Origin of the sequence: Methanospirillum hungatei, assembly GCF_019263745.1 — an archaeon.
In the GTDB taxonomy this organism is placed as follows: domain Archaea; phylum Halobacteriota; class Methanomicrobia; order Methanomicrobiales; family Methanospirillaceae; genus Methanospirillum; species Methanospirillum purgamenti.
The window spans coordinates 407,400-422,238 of sequence record NZ_CP077107.1 but is presented as its reverse complement, the minus strand read 5'-3'; the positions used below and the strand labels follow the sequence as shown (position 1 = coordinate 422,238).

Below are 14,839 nucleotides of genomic sequence, written 5' to 3'. Positions count from 1 at the left end.
TTACTCTTCTTCCGGTTCGGGACATCCGGATTCAATCCGGACGAATGGTTTTATTTTGAGATCCGTTTGGTGAAGGTGTTATGCTCATTATAGAGAAAGATCAAACCATGCCGGTGTCCGGGTCTTTCCGCCTGAAAGCAGAGATTAGACGATAAAAGATATATGAACTGCAACTCTGTTGCCCATCCTCCTCCTCCTCTTGTATACTATTCTATTCATATTAATAATATATAATAATTATGGAAGGAAATTACTTTCAATTACTATATAAATCTTACTCAATATAAAATACTAAAATAATATATAAATGCCATAAATAATATAAAATAATATAAATATTAAATAAATGAAACCGTAGTGTCCCTACTTTTAAAAAGAATTCTGTTAAGGTATGAGAAATAACTCATCTTTCTCAGGTATCCTCAGTGCTCCCCAATATTCCTCAATAAAATCATTATCCACTAGAAGATCTAAATATCCCATTCGTTTAGCAATATCGGTAGCTTCTTTTCGTAATGAAGATGATATGAGGCAAGCATAAGCTCCGGCAAGTGAACCATTCCCTATCCGATGGAACTCTGCTGATGGAAACTCTGGAAGAATCCCAAAGGAGATGAGATTTTCTATGTTTCCAAAAGAACTAAAGGCTCCTGCCAGATAAACATGATGAATATCCAAAGGAGTCAACCGGTATTTTTTAATCAGAACTATAATCGCAGCAAGAACAGCCGCTTTTGAATCCATGAGATATGCCATATCTTCACTTGTTATGACAATGTCTTTCCCGGTTGCTGTAAGATGAGATGGAACCAGCAAAAACTCCAAACCATGTTCTCCTTCTCTGACTCCTGGTGCGGATTCTATCAATTTTCCACTAATATCCAGAATTCCTGCATGAGCCATCGCTGCAGCAGCATCTATTATCCCGGATCCACAGACCCCTTTGGGATCTGTATCTCCAATAACATGCCAAATTACCTGACCAGATTTATCAATTTTTACAGTATCTATCGCCCCTTTCATCGCCCGCATTCCAGAACGCATTCCTGCTCCTTCAAATGCAGGACCTGAAGCACAAGAAGTTGAAACCATCCAGTCTTTGTTCCCGAGAATTATTTCCCCATTTGTTCCGAGGTCAATGAGAAGTGAAATTTCGGTCTTTTTATACATACTGGAGGTTAAAATATCGCCAATTGCATCCCCTCCGACAAATCTGCTTACAGCCGGAAGACAGAATATCGGTGTTAGTGGTAATGCATCAATTCCAATGGTTTCTGCATTCAGTAGAACTGGATTTGACTCAACCTGTGCGTCCACATATTCAAGGGGAGTGGGATCTTTTCCGGCTAAAAGCCAGGTCATTATTGTATTTCCACCAAGGCAGATATCATAAATTTCATTCCATTTAATACCGGAACCATGAGTCAGTTTATGGATAATTTCATTGACACTACCAAGAGCTGCTATTTGTAATTCTTTTCTTCCTTCTTCTTTTCGACCAATGGCAATTCTGGTAACTAATTCCTCGCCAAGAGTTATCTGCCTGTTTAAGGTTGAAGCTTTTTTAATAATTTCCCCTGTTAATAAATCAACAAGAAGACCTACAACGGTAGTAGTCCCTAAATCTAGTGCAATACCAAACAATCGCTCGGTTGTATCATGTTCTTCAAGAGCGATCAGCAATGATTCTTCAGTTTTTTTATACAAGGTTGCTGTCAGGGGATGAGCAGAGTTGATGATAAGGTCTCGCTGATTTTCATTCATCACCGGTCTTTTTCCATCATATCCGGCAAAACGAATGGATGGACCCAAAGTTACAAGAGAGTAATTTAGGTTTTTTTCTACCAGATATTTATGAACGGATGGAGAAATTGTTTGAATTGTTTGTGCAATGTCAAGTAAAATCTGAGGTGTATCAATTCTACTCTCGATTGGTATGGTAAAAACAGCATCGGACCATACCTGTTCAAGACAGGCTAAACAGTAGCCTTTTCTTTGTTCATCAAGAGTTAGAAATTTGGCACAGCAACTTCCCTCTTCAGAAGTCTTTCCTGATATTTTTATTACCCGACATTTTCCACAAGTCCCTTTTCCTCCACAAATTGCTTCAAACTGAATACCCGCTTCCCGGATTGCAGATAATACTGTGGTTCCTGCAGGTACTGTTACCATCCGGTTCATCGGTTGGAAAAGAATGGAAATTGAAGAATTCATCTCATTATTCTTCCGTAGGAGGCCATCGTTCCCTGATCATCTGGCCAATTCCAGAAGAATCACGTGGACCTACCAGTACTCTCCATCCAGTCTCTTCTTCAGTTTCTCCGGATAAACGTGCAGCAAGGCCGGGAATTATCAGATATCGGTGAATTACAAGATCTCCAACATTCATATCCCGAATAGAATCAGCAATCTTTACAGCAGAGAGATATCTACCGGCAACTGCCGCTTCTACAGAAAGTCCTCCGGTATCAATAACAATTAAAAAGCTGTCAATTTTCGCCGTTTTAATATCAGATTCTACTGTAAAGAATGTTAAGGCATAATTGGATGTGATAAGTACGGGTGAATTTTTATCAGGATTACCAAATGTCCGAACACCAGGATCGACAGATACTGGTTTTCTTGGATCGGTATATATACCAAACCGCCAGATCAACTGGGGAAGAAGAACCCATCCTTCCAGGCTGTGCATAATGAGCAGATCAGCATATCTGGTGATGAGCATTGATGCAAGGTACGCTTCCTGCCATCGGTTCAGTTCTTCTGATAATTCCTGACCATTCCAGACAGATATTGGAGTTCCAAGAATCGGATAACCAAAAAGTGGATCAAAGTCTTTGCAGGCTGCTTTTCGAATAGCAGTATTCTGAAAAATAGTCTTTCCAATCTGATCACTATGATATGTTCCTGGATCTAGTACCATCTGATCAATGCCCCATTCTTTGAGTGTTTTTACTAGCGATCGTAAAAGAGAAAGATCACCTGGAGCAGAGACTACTACCGGACAAGAATAACGGAGGACAAGTTCTCCCATAGTCTCCCAATTTTCTTTTGTGATTGCGAAAATGAGCGGTTTTCTCTCAGCACATACTGAAAGCCCGGTAGCGATAATATCAGGTTCAGTACTACAGAGAATAAGAGGAATTTGACAGGAATTACACACGATCTGAACAAGTTCCCTGAATCGTGTCGGATCTTTTGTTACCGACCGAAGTGCCAGGGAGTCTAGTTTTAATGGTCTTCCAATATAGGGATAAGAAAAATCTATTACTCTCTTAATTCGTGAAGAAATGACATCAGGTGCCATATCATCAGAGAGATCAATGGCAATTGGCGTGGGATTCTGATAAGTAAATTCATGTCTGAAAAGGACATGTTTTCCACCGATAGTGATGGCATTTCCTCCGGTTCCAAAGGATACACTCTGAACCAGCGGTGCCAACAATTCCTCCAGTTTATCAAGTTCCTTTGAATATTTTTGAGTGTAAAGTGGAGGACAATTGACTATACTAGTTTCACCGTTGACAACTTTTGTTGCAAAAGCCATACAATTGGCTTCTCCACACTCACCACAATTAGTTCGTGGCAGGAGTTTATAGACATCAATCGGGCTTATTTCTCGAATGCCTTTTTTATGTTCTTTTTCCATCCTGCTCACCTCATATTTTCATAGATACCCAGTCTGCCTGATCTGGAGTTGTGTGAGAATGTTTGATGAGTTTTCCTGCGACATCCTTTAATGTTGAAACTGCCAGTGGATGCATCATTAAAAAGAGATCCACACCAGCAAGTAGGAGTGTTAATCCACCAATCGTCTCCCAAAGTGGACCACGGAGATCATTCTTTCCAAATAATGGCCCTAAATCCATCCACGCTTCCCGGGCAGACCAGGCATTAGTACAGGCAGAGAGCGTTGGATGTTGGAGTTCTGCATCTCCCATTAGTGCTGCCATCCTTGCACGTTCGTGAATAGAAAATGAATATTCAAGGCCATATCCAAGAGCTACGGTGGTAAGATCCATGAGCAGTCGATCAGCCGGGAAATATTGATATATTCTGCGATTCAGCTCTTTCGCACTGTTCAGATCAAGACCGGTAAATCCCAGTAAACAATGGCCATATTTATCTGCTGCAGTACAAACCGGTTCCAGGGTTTTTGCATCTGCCATATCTGTCGTCACTGAATTTAAAAGAAGCCTATCTCCTTCTGCCATCTCAGCTATTTCGGTGAAGGTTTTTGCATCTTTCTTTGGATCTCCACATCCTCCGATTATAAGAGGAACTTTTACTGCCTGTAATACCTCTTCTACTGTTTTTGCAGCATCTTTAGGAGATTTATCCTGAATTAAGGGATCGGTTGAAAGCAGATGAACGGTTATCATATCCGCTCCATACTGCTCAACATTTTGTTTTGCCCAGGATGCAGGATCATCCATTACATCTGTCAAATGATTCTTCAGAGCTTTTGGCATCGAAACTGCGGTATCAAAGACATCCAAAGAAATTACCGGAGGATGGGGTGGAAGTGAATGAGGATTATGAAAAGGAAGTGAGGATGATCCTCCAACCGTTACTGTATTATCTCTAGTCCCGCCTTCAGATCTTGTAGCTCCCAGAGTAATCTCTCTGATTTTTGCAGGGAAACAATCATCCTGAAGTTGAAAGGAATCTTCTAATAAAGAGTCAGGGCGGATATATTTTCTCTCTTCAGGATTTTTTTGGAGATTTGAGTAATCTGTAGGTACTTGATGTACCTGTACCCCTCCACCAAGAGGAAGCCACAGCTCCAGTTCACCAAGTTCAAGTTCGACATGCTCTAATTCAATCTGTTTTCCGGATAAAACATCCAAAATACCAGGACCTAATAGTTGTATCAGGCGTGAAATATCAGCCTTTTCAGAGTCAGTCATGTCGCCCTCCTTTCTGTTTTATCTGATAATCTTGAGCCGGCTGTATAATAATCCGGTCAGCATATATCCTGGCATTTTTCAGGATTATTTTTACTCCACCAGCCATCAGGGGAAGTTCTCCAATTGACATTACCGGAACAGGTGAACTAAAATCTGGTGATTCTTCTTCTTTTTCTACAGGAACTATCCACTTTGATACAACCGGATGTCGGTGTGATGTAAGAAATGATTTGAGCGTATCAATATCCAAAGCATCTTTTTCGGTAGCAATTGCATCTGCGATCTCAACCGGAATAATGCCGGCGAGCAAATCCTTAATCTCTGCAGGTATCCAGACTATAGTATTCCATCCTCCATCTGCCTGTAAGAATTTCACAGATCTCATATATTCAAGGGAGATGCCATGAAACCCTTCGACCTGTCTGCCTCCGGCCGTTGAGTCCGCAAGAGTAGAAAAAGCTAATCCATTTACTGTTGGTCCTGCAAACCGTCGATGAACGATTCCAAAACCTTCTACTTCTGGAATGTAAAAAGCAATTGCTTCAAAACACCCACATGAGGTATGTGGATATCCAAAAGCAGAATAAAGCCATACCCGGTTTACTTCACCCATGGAACGTTTTGATGCATGTTCATTAATTCCTGAATATTCTCCATGTTCAGGATCAAGATAATCTCCTTTAGAAATTGGAAAAATCGGACCTTCAGGATCCATCCGAGCTGCTGCCCGGCCATCAAACCAACTGATCGCTCCACAGTTAGCGTACCGCTGGGGAGTTATGACACAGATATGAGAAGGGGCAAAAGACTGACACAATGCACAACCATAAAAGGTATCCACCTCTTCATCCAGGAGTCCTCTCGCTCGTGCATCCCTGGTTTCATACCGATCCCGTGCAAGAGAATAATACCGTTGAAATTCTTCTCCTCCGGTAAAAAAGGTTATTTGAATTTTTTCTATTATTGGAAGTTCACTTTTATAAAGGCTTATCAATACACGTCCAATTTGATCAAAAGAGGTAAGGCCTTTGGTAAAGGCTTTTTTTCCAACCCGTACCCAGATGTCATATCGTTGGTTTAAATGCATGACTCCCTGGATATAATTGAGGTATTCATGGATTCTTCGCTCAAAAACTCCTTCAAGGTCTTCTTCAAGTTTTTCACCGGATACTTCAACAAGGATACCAAAGGGATAACTTTTTCCCTCCTCTAAAGCGGAAAGGTCGGTACCAATCACTGATATTGAACCATCAACAACCCGTTCATTATCCTTCACTAGGACGAGTTCAAATTTTTCAGATACTTTTGGTCCCCCAAGTTCAACTCTCATCTCCTCCTTTCGGATACGTTCTCCTTCATGGATTAATCCCACTTCAACAGGGATATCTTCAAACATGAGATTCCTCCATATTTTTCTTATCTGTCTTTATGATATCGACAAACCGTTCAATCTCCTTTTGCCAGTTTTCGAACTTCATATTACCATATGACCATGTTGCATGGGGGTGATATTTTGGATCCAGAGAGATTTTTTTGGTATTCCAGGCACATTGTTTAAGTCCGGATAGTAAAAGAGATCCTAATGTGTAAGAAAATCCTGCAAGGATTACCAGATCATACTGTCCTTTCCCATCAAGACCTTGCCACTTATTGTCGCATAATCGATCTATAATTTCCATGCTCCCCATCGATGCATTTGGAACCAGTCCTCGTGAAATTAGGGTACCTGTTATATGAGCAGTAGATATAACTGGAACGTTCCATTTTTCTTTCAGGGTTTTTATTAAGGTAATAAGAAGGTCAGATTGTTTATTATCTGTAATTGATTCAGAGCCAATTAAAAAAATGGGGTGATTGGCTTTTTTCATTAGTGCTGATAAAACTTCAGGTTTAGAAATTATTGATGCCTGTTTTGTCCCACCCATCTCAGCCCGAATCCATGGATCCTGACCTGCCATCAATTGCCCCCTTTCTGAGATCGTATTTGTGATTTGAGAAGAGTCGGATCTGGAATTTTTTGGTCTTTAAATCCCTTCTCTTTTAAAATTGAAATGAGTTCCTCTTTCATTGTAATTGGTATATCAGAAGATGAACGGATAAACAAATGAACATCATCGGGTATGATTCCATACAATCGTTTATGGAGATCTATATAATGGGTCAATTTCATGGATCTTCCCCGTGATGTGTCATTTGGCCTCATACACAATTTTGCAATAAGAACCATCGCCTCTTCCTTGGTTTCAGCGCTTATGAAAAGATGTTCAGGAACCGGACCAACCTGAACCTTTTCCCCTGTTCGTGTGTCGTATACAAACCAATTCGCTTCATTATCTTTTCTTCCAAGAAGCATCCGACGATATTTTGCACCATGAGGGCCGACAATTACTGGAATTCCAAGCCTCCAGAATCCTGCTGCAATTGCAGCGGCTTTTTGAGACATTGCTCCCCACGCAATACCTACCGCACCAACCCGATTATACACGTAATCTGCAATCTCCTCATAGTTCCCCCGGAGATTTCGTTTAGCAAAAATACTAGCAATTTTTATAGCAGCCCCGGATATATGTGCATTCGAAACACAGGATCCAACATTGACAATTCCTCCTGCATCAAATCGTCCATGAAATTCTTCATATGGTGTCTGACCATCCTCATTTCGATACATTCCGATAGCCATCGCTGAACACCCGGATGCTACGGAAATATATCTGCGTTTTGCAAATTCCCGTGCCATTTCAGCAACTTCTGATACACCATTCGGAAAATTTGCACATCCGACAAATGCGACAACTCCAGGGATCTCTCCTAATACAATTGGCCCACCTACTTCTCTGATCTCAATATCCTGGATGGCTCCTCTGCCAGCACGAACGGTATACTTTTCTGAAGTAACAATATCCCGGGCTGCTGCAACCAGAGCATTATGGACAGGTATGTTTTTAATACATACATCCTCACACCTCCCACATCCGATACAGGATTGATAAATCTCAGCCAATAATGTGATATCCCCTGTGGCTGCCTGTTTCATCGCATCCGGAATCGGAGTCTCATTTGGACATGCCCGTGTGCATTCCATACATCCGCCACAGAATTTTGCATATTCGATAAGTTCTTCTAATGTAGGAATTTTTGAAGTTTTTATCGTCTTTCTTATTTCATGAGATTGAATTGCAGCCCTGACGGCTACTTCTCCCACTTTCTTCGGATCAAGAATGAGAACCCCTGGAACAGCTCCTGATATAAGGTCTGCAACTATCTGATCAGGATTATCATCCGTTCTATCAACCAGTCCTGCACAGTTTTTTGAACTGGTTGCTACAAGTGGTGCCTGAATATTTCCTGCTTCAATTAAGAGATCAGCCCTGACACATTGCTCATCAACAACAATAAAGTCAGGAACGCCGCTTCGGATGTAACGAAGTTGCCAGGATATCGGGCCAACAATTTTCGCATCAGGATCATACCGGGTTAGATCGATAGCCGTACAACAGATACCAGTTACCTCAATTGTTCCTGAAAGATTGTGTTCTTTTGTATATTGGATAATATCTATAGCCGGTGGAACATTATGCCCGATAACCAGAATAACCGGTTTTTCTGAATCAATGGTTCCAAGTCCGAGGTTGACCAGTTCTGCCTGAGGATCTGCTTTAGGAAAATCAAAGACTGATATCTGAGTTAAATCTGCTAACTCAAGGCCAACATGATCAAGCATGCCGGCATGGAATACCTTTGATTCAAAATCAAGTGGATCACTTTCCTGTCCGGTATGGGCTGCCGCTAATAGCTCAGTGACCTGGGTTTCAAGATAATCCAGAACCGTTTCAAGATCTGCAAGAGTTTTAGGTTTAATCCCACAGACCAGACGAATCATAGGAGCTTCAACATCTACATTTGTCCCCCCGACATTAATGGGGGTATTTCTTCCATGTGTTTCGATAAGATGGTTGACAAGATGTCTTCCATGACTGATATGAGTTGCAGCTCCAATGCAGGCAGCCAGTAATACTATCCTAGATTGCTGGGCTTCCATGCTGATCCCACATGCTCCACGTTTTCCTCCGGAAAGATCACACTTTCCATAGGTACATAAACAGCAGAGATCACAAAATGGGAGATAAAGTGGTTTATATCGAGATAGAAGAATCCGATCCCAGGACCGAAGATCAGTATGATCTGGAAATGAAGTTGGACCTTCTATTTCAGCCCACTGTTCTCCTTTAATTTTTCCGATCTGTATATCCAGACCCTTTAAAGATCCAGTCGAGCTTTCCGCTTCGCTCAAGTGTATATGAATATTTTTTCTGTTCACAGGAATCCGGCCGGAGAGTTGTTTCCTATTATTGGATAGCCTGGATGGTTTAAGATTTTTGTTCGTTGATCATATATCCTGCAACAGTAAGTATATTCATAACAGAAACCGGCCCAGGATTTGTGGGATCTAATCCAAATACCGGATCTCCAGATATTGTTTTTTCAGCTACGGCCTGATCATATGCAATCTTACCAAGGTATTTCACATCAGGAATGTTTTTCGCACGTTCTGTGAGATTTTCAGGGAATAAAAATCCTCCAACTGATAAAAACCGGGAATATATAACGCCACTCTCTTCTGCTACCCGTTTTGCCCGTTCAAGATGTGCAAAAGATTTTGCAGATGGTCCAAGAACATCAATTATATCATCAACCTTAACAGCAACTCTTCTGTTTAGATGTTCCAACCCTCCCGGTGCATCGATAATTACATAACGATATTGTTTTATTAATCGACTTAAAGCATCTCGGAGGGCTGCATCAGGCATACAATAGCATCCTTCAACCCATTTTGTCCCTATTGCAATAAAATCTAATTTCTCTCCTTCATACATACCCTCCTCCCAAATTTTGTGTTCAATCCGTTTGGATGGTGGAATTCCTATTGTGGTTCCTCCTTTTTCAATAAAGGTTTCTTCCAAAAGTTCTGCAATGGTCTTTTTCCCTTCCGTTCTAAGATCTATTCCAATCATCTCTCCAAGACTTTGATCAGGATCAAGATCTACAAGGAGGAGGGGTGTCTGCTGTGTTCTAATAAAGTAATCGGCAATAAGACTTACAAAGGAGGTTTTGCCGGTTCCTCCCCGCCCCATGATCACTATTGTCTTCATGATTCTAATGCTCCTTCAATCCAATAGAGAAGGTTAGAAATTGCCTGAGTTGCCGGAGTATTACAATAGACCGGTGATATACCCCTGACTCCGGCACTAACGATCTCCTCATCGTAGGGAATGACAGCAGCAAGTGGTACATGGAGCGATATTGCCATATTAGAAATGTGAGTGAATGATTCCTCTCCCCTTACCCGGTTTGCGACGAGAGCAATTCGTGGAATCCCTCCTTCTCTTGCAAGACGGGCTATACGCTCCGCAGTTAAAAGAGAAGCCTGATGTGCATCGGTAACGATAAGCATCACATCGACATGTTCAGCCGTACCTCTTCCAAGATGCTCAATCCCGGCTTCCATGTCCATAATAATGATCTCATCGGTTTCAGTTATCATATGTCCGATAAGATTCCTGATTACACTGTTTGCCGGGCAGGCACACCCTGAACCCATCGACTTGACAGTACCCATGACCAGAAGGGATACTCCGCAAGGTGTCTGAACAGACTGGTTTGTGATGATATCATCCACGGTAAAGACGAGTTTAAAGACTCCAGGATAGTCGGTTTTGGTCTTTTCTTCAATGATTGAGGTATTTTCTGCTATGGGTATGATCTTATCAAGATCAGATTCCGTCATGCCCAGTGTCAGACCAAGGTTTGGTGATGTATCAGCATCGATAGCAATGGTCGTGTGACCAGTAGAAGCATATTGACAGGCTAGTGTTCCGGAAATGAATGTCTTTCCCACTCCTCCTTTCCCTGTAATGGCTATTTTCATATCCTGTGACCTCGGTTAATGAATACTGATGACATCGAACGAATCTTATCATCACTCATGGTCCGATCATTTATATTTTTTGTTTATCAATCAAAAGATGGCCTCTTGAAAAAAATTTCAGAGTCCAAAGCTAAATTTGTTCTAGTAATCAGACATATAGCATTCCGAATTTGTAATTCGTCTAAGAAAAAATGGTTAGTAAATAGAAATTTACTCGGAAGAGATGGATATTAGCGTGTTCCCCCGGAAATGATAATATGGAATCTGGAAAATTTATTGTACTCCTTCCCCGTGTAGACTAGGATTTATTTTCTTTTTTCAATAATATCGGAAAGAGACATTGTATTATCATATACATCAATGATAATATCGTAATGTACTAATATTTTTAAATCAATTAAACCTCCATGTTCGGAATGGAAGACATGGCCAAACAATTTCTTTCTTCACCAGAAGGTCAGAAGATGATTATGGACTTTATTTCATCTCCTGAAGGAATAAAAACCATTCAAAAGATGGTCAGAACCCCGGAAGGAAAAAAAGCCGTAGAATCTCTCATAAAAACTGCACTTCCAGCCATTGAATTAAGTAATGAAGAAATGAGTATGATTACCAGATTATTAGATAAATTCCTGTAACTGATTATCGTGGAAAAAGATAGATTTTGGAATATTTGAAGTATGATGACGCATATCTAAAAATTATAACGATTTGCACCATACTGTATCAACCATAATTTCTGATATTATGAGGAAATTTGCCTTATACTCCATATTTACATGCTCTTTCCAGGATTTCATCAGGTGGGGGTCCATCAGAGACAATTTTTCCATCACGAAGTATTATTACCCGGTCAAAATATTCCATGTGCCAGTCCTCATGAGAAACCATCACGATAGTCTGGGACATCTCTTTGTTAATTTGTTTAAATAAATCCAAAACATTTCGTGAACTTTCAGAATCTAGATTTGCACATGGCTCATCTGCAAAGAGGATTTCCGGTTTATTTACCATGGCCCGTGCAATAGCAACCCGCTGTTGCTGTCCTCCCGATAATTCATTATGCTTATGAGTCAGACGATCAGAAAGACCTATCCGATCAAGGATTTGTAATGTCTGTCTCTGATATTCCTCTTTTGATGTCCCTCGGATCATCGAGGTCAGGTACACATTTTCTTCCACAGTTAATTCTGGAACCAGAGCATAATCCTGGAAAACATAACCAAGTCGTTTCAGTCTGAACCTGGTCCGTTGCCGGTCATTCAATGTTTTTACATCAATACCACCAAGGAGTATCTTTCCTTCGGTTGGTTTATCTAAAAGTCCAAGAAGATGGAGTAATGTAGATTTTCCTGAACCACTTGCACCCATGATACCGACAAATTCACCTTTCAGAATAGTAAGAGAAACTCCCTGCAAAGCATGAACGGTAACTTTTCCCATCTCATATGTCCGGGTCAGGTTTTCAGCAACTATCATATTAGCTCCTCATTGCAGTCAGGATATCTTCTGACGCCACCCTCCATGCAGGAATATAGCCGGCAATAAATGAAGCTATATAAAGCATGATAGTATTATTGATTAAATCTGAAGTTGCAACGACAGGTGTAACTTCTCCATCGGGAAATTGGAATGGATACAAAGTGAGTATCGCAACCATAGTTTCAACCAGGGTGGTTCCGACAATAACTCCAAGAGTAGTAAGGATGAGAACTTGGAAAACATAATTATGAATAATAATATTTTTTTCTACACCAAGGGCTTTTAAAACACCAATTTGTCTTTTACTGTTTAAAGTTTTAATCATAATAACAATGAATAAAACAACAATAGCAATAATAAGTGAAACAATAATAGTAATTGAATTCAGCATGGCAAAGTTCTGAACCGCCCGGCCCATTGCTTCTTCCAGTATATCCTGCCAGGTCTGCACTTTTTCCCGGACACCAAATCGATAAATCTGGGTTTTTACATCTGGTTCATATGCATCAGGATCAGTTTTTATGATAACATCAGTAGCATAATCAACTTTTTTACCATATACAGATTCCAGTTCATCCCAGGTGATATAAGCCCCCTGATCAGCATAATATGAGCCGGTCTCAATGATACCTTTTACATGATAGACCTTAGTTACTCCATTGGTATATTCTACTGTAAGAGGATCTCCAGCTTTCAGGTAACCCAGAGTCGCTCCCATATCAAGGCTTTCATCTTTATGCCCTGATGTCTGAATACCAATAATTATCTCATCACGCTCTCCATCAGCAAGATAATGTCCATCTAACATCTTCTGATATACATCAGTTACCAATCGCTCATCGTCTGGTCGGATGGCAACAACAGTAGAACCAAGGGTATTGCCTTTATACCGGAGTGTTACTCCGGTTCCATAATGAGGAGAGGCCCGTAATACACCAGGGATGCGATTTACCTTCTCAAGCAGCCCGTTTACGTCTTCAATATATCGTTCATCCTCATGTGGAGTGATCAGGATATTACCAGTCTGATAGGTGATAATCTGATCTTCGGCTACCTTGATGAATCCGAGGATAATAGAGGGCATGAAGATCATATTGGTAAAGACCATCGCGATGATCAAAACCGTAAGATAAAGGCTCCCCCTACTTCCCCGAAGAATTCCTCGTACTGCTAAAAAAAATGAAACCTTGAGGTCAAGAAGCATCAGTTATCCTCGTTTTTACGCCTCATATAATAGAATCCGCCTGCACCGGCTATGAGAAGAATGAGAATCAAAATCATAAGACCAGATGAATCCTCTCCATTTGCAACAGTCAACACTAGGTCTTTGTCCAGAGTATGAGTACCCCAGTCATCAACATACGTGATTGTCGTATGATAGGAGTACTCTCCTGCTTCGGTTCCTTCAAGAACAAAGGTTGCAGGGGCATCATTTCCTGATTTAATGCGTCCGATAAAAGCCTCTTTTGCACCCTGTATCGGGAGATCTACTGTGGCACTGACAGATTTTGCTTCTCCAGTTCCGGTATTTTGAACCCGGATAATAAGATCAAAAGGTTCTCCAGGTTTTACTCTGGATGGTGTGGTTTCAACTGATGTTATACTGATCTCTGATTCACCTCTGACATCCAGACCAATAGATCCGGCATCCTCTATGATGCTGCCATCAAGAAGAGCATAGGTCATCCTGACAGGTATTTCTATAATTCCGGTTGGAGTGTTTTTATCTATAAGTATTGAGAGATTCTTTTCTTTTGACATACCTGAAGAAAGACGATCTATCATAAAAGAACTAATACCAGCAGGTATCGCCATCGGTGGAGTGCCATTTACAAAAACCCGAATATTATCAGCCTGAGTAGATCCTTCATTTGAAATTGTAATTGTTCCTTCAATTTTTGTTCCAGGTTTTACTGGTTCTGGAAAAGTATTCTCAAGTCCAAGAGAAGGAGTCCTTAATACAGATATTTGTGTGTTTACATTGACTGGAACCGGATATTTCAGACTTTGACCATCACGGACTCGTATCCATACTTCTGGAAAATACATGCCGCTTTTTTGTGGTGCACGAATCAGGAATGTAATCGGAACAGCCTGATCGGGTCCAATATTTCCTTCAAATTTAGAATCTCCTCCAAGAATATCAAAATCTTTGGATTTTAAAATCACACTGTCAATATATGGAGTAATACTGGATGTCGTCTGGCTGACATCCAGTCCATACGATACAGAGCTTGTCGTTGTCCCTGAAGCAATACTTTTTAAGGTAATAGTCAGTGTTCCTTCTTCTCCTGGAAGAAGCACAGCAGGAGAGACCTTGTAATCACTCACGATTACTGATACCTGCGGTGCGGCTGATGAAAAGGGAAGAATACATGCGATGATAAATAGGAAAATCGCTCCGATTAAAAATCGTCTTCCTATTTTCTTGAATTCTTTACTTTTATTCATAATGATCTTTCGTAACTTATGTACTCTTTATTCATTTATTCCATCTTTTCTGTTCGGTATTTGAAATCCT

Annotated in this window: 12 protein-coding genes; 1 reads left to right on the top strand and 11 read right to left on the bottom strand. The window is 40.7% G+C overall.

What is annotated here, in order from left to right; all coding sequences use genetic code 11:
* Window positions 1-384: 384 nt before the first annotated feature.
* The 8 genes from KSK55_RS02050 to KSK55_RS02015 all read right to left on the bottom strand — a co-directional run bounded on the left by KSK55_RS02050 (window position 385) and on the right by KSK55_RS02015 (window position 10,836).
* Window positions 385-2,214, bottom strand: coding sequence for an ASKHA domain-containing protein (locus KSK55_RS02050; RefSeq protein ID WP_256664151.1), 1,830 nt, complete (start codon window positions 2,212-2,214; stop codon window positions 385-387).
* Window positions 2,215-2,218: 4 nt separating this feature from the next.
* Window positions 2,219-3,649 (bottom strand): acetyl-CoA decarbonylase/synthase complex subunit gamma, encoded by a 1,431-nt coding sequence (gene acsC, locus KSK55_RS02045; protein ID WP_218607985.1) that lies wholly within the window; start codon window positions 3,647-3,649, stop codon window positions 2,219-2,221.
* Window positions 3,650-3,659: 10 nt separating this feature from the next.
* Window positions 3,660-4,910, bottom strand: a complete 1,251-nt coding sequence (gene cdhD / locus KSK55_RS02040) for a CO dehydrogenase/acetyl-CoA synthase subunit delta (protein ID WP_218607984.1) — start codon at window positions 4,908-4,910, stop codon at window positions 3,660-3,662.
* The gene (cdhC, locus tag KSK55_RS02035) at window positions 4,903-6,306 is read right to left on the bottom strand and encodes a CO dehydrogenase/CO-methylating acetyl-CoA synthase complex subunit beta (RefSeq protein WP_218607983.1); all 1,404 of its coding nucleotides are present in this window, start codon (window positions 6,304-6,306) and stop codon (window positions 4,903-4,905) included. Before cdhC ends, cdhD begins: the two co-directional genes overlap by 8 nt.
* Window positions 6,299-6,868, bottom strand: a complete 570-nt coding sequence (gene cdhB / locus KSK55_RS02030; RefSeq protein WP_218607982.1) for a CO dehydrogenase/acetyl-CoA synthase complex subunit epsilon — start codon at window positions 6,866-6,868, stop codon at window positions 6,299-6,301. The genes cdhC and cdhB overlap by 8 nt, the downstream gene beginning before the upstream one ends.
* Window positions 6,868-9,201: a CO dehydrogenase/acetyl-CoA synthase complex subunit alpha gene (gene cdhA, locus KSK55_RS02025; RefSeq protein ID WP_256664150.1), complete on the bottom strand. Its 2,334-nt coding sequence runs from the start codon at window positions 9,199-9,201 to the stop codon at window positions 6,868-6,870. The genes cdhB and cdhA overlap by 1 nt, the downstream gene beginning before the upstream one ends.
* Window positions 9,202-9,277: 76 nt before the next feature.
* Window positions 9,278-10,060: an ATP-binding protein gene (locus KSK55_RS02020; RefSeq protein ID WP_218607980.1), complete on the bottom strand. Its 783-nt coding sequence runs from the start codon at window positions 10,058-10,060 to the stop codon at window positions 9,278-9,280.
* Window positions 10,057-10,836, bottom strand: coding sequence for an ATP-binding protein (locus tag KSK55_RS02015; protein ID WP_218607979.1), 780 nt, complete (start codon window positions 10,834-10,836; stop codon window positions 10,057-10,059). The genes KSK55_RS02020 and KSK55_RS02015 overlap by 4 nt, the downstream gene beginning before the upstream one ends.
* A 416-nt stretch (window positions 10,837-11,252) precedes the next feature.
* On the opposite strand from KSK55_RS02015, the gene KSK55_RS02010 reads away from it, so the two are divergent.
* Window positions 11,253-11,474 (top strand): hypothetical protein, encoded by a 222-nt coding sequence (locus tag KSK55_RS02010; RefSeq protein WP_218607978.1) that lies wholly within the window; start codon window positions 11,253-11,255, stop codon window positions 11,472-11,474.
* Between the two features lie 124 nt (window positions 11,475-11,598).
* Here the strand turns inward: KSK55_RS02010 and KSK55_RS02005 are convergent, their stop codons facing one another.
* Genes KSK55_RS02005 through KSK55_RS01995 form a run of 3 tightly spaced genes read right to left on the bottom strand, consistent with a single transcriptional unit; the run spans window position 11,599 to window position 14,769 of the window.
* On the bottom strand, window positions 11,599-12,315 hold the full coding sequence (locus tag KSK55_RS02005) for an ABC transporter ATP-binding protein (RefSeq protein WP_214418478.1): 717 nt from the start codon (window positions 12,313-12,315) through the stop codon (window positions 11,599-11,601).
* 1 nt (window position 12,316) lies between these two features.
* On the bottom strand, window positions 12,317-13,522 hold the full coding sequence (locus KSK55_RS02000) for an ABC transporter permease (RefSeq protein ID WP_218607977.1): 1,206 nt from the start codon (window positions 13,520-13,522) through the stop codon (window positions 12,317-12,319).
* Complete coding sequence (locus tag KSK55_RS01995; protein ID WP_218607976.1) at window positions 13,522-14,769, bottom strand: COG1361 S-layer family protein; 1,248 nt, start codon at window positions 14,767-14,769, stop codon at window positions 13,522-13,524. Before KSK55_RS01995 ends, KSK55_RS02000 begins: the two co-directional genes overlap by 1 nt.
* Window positions 14,770-14,839: the final 70 nt, after the last annotated feature.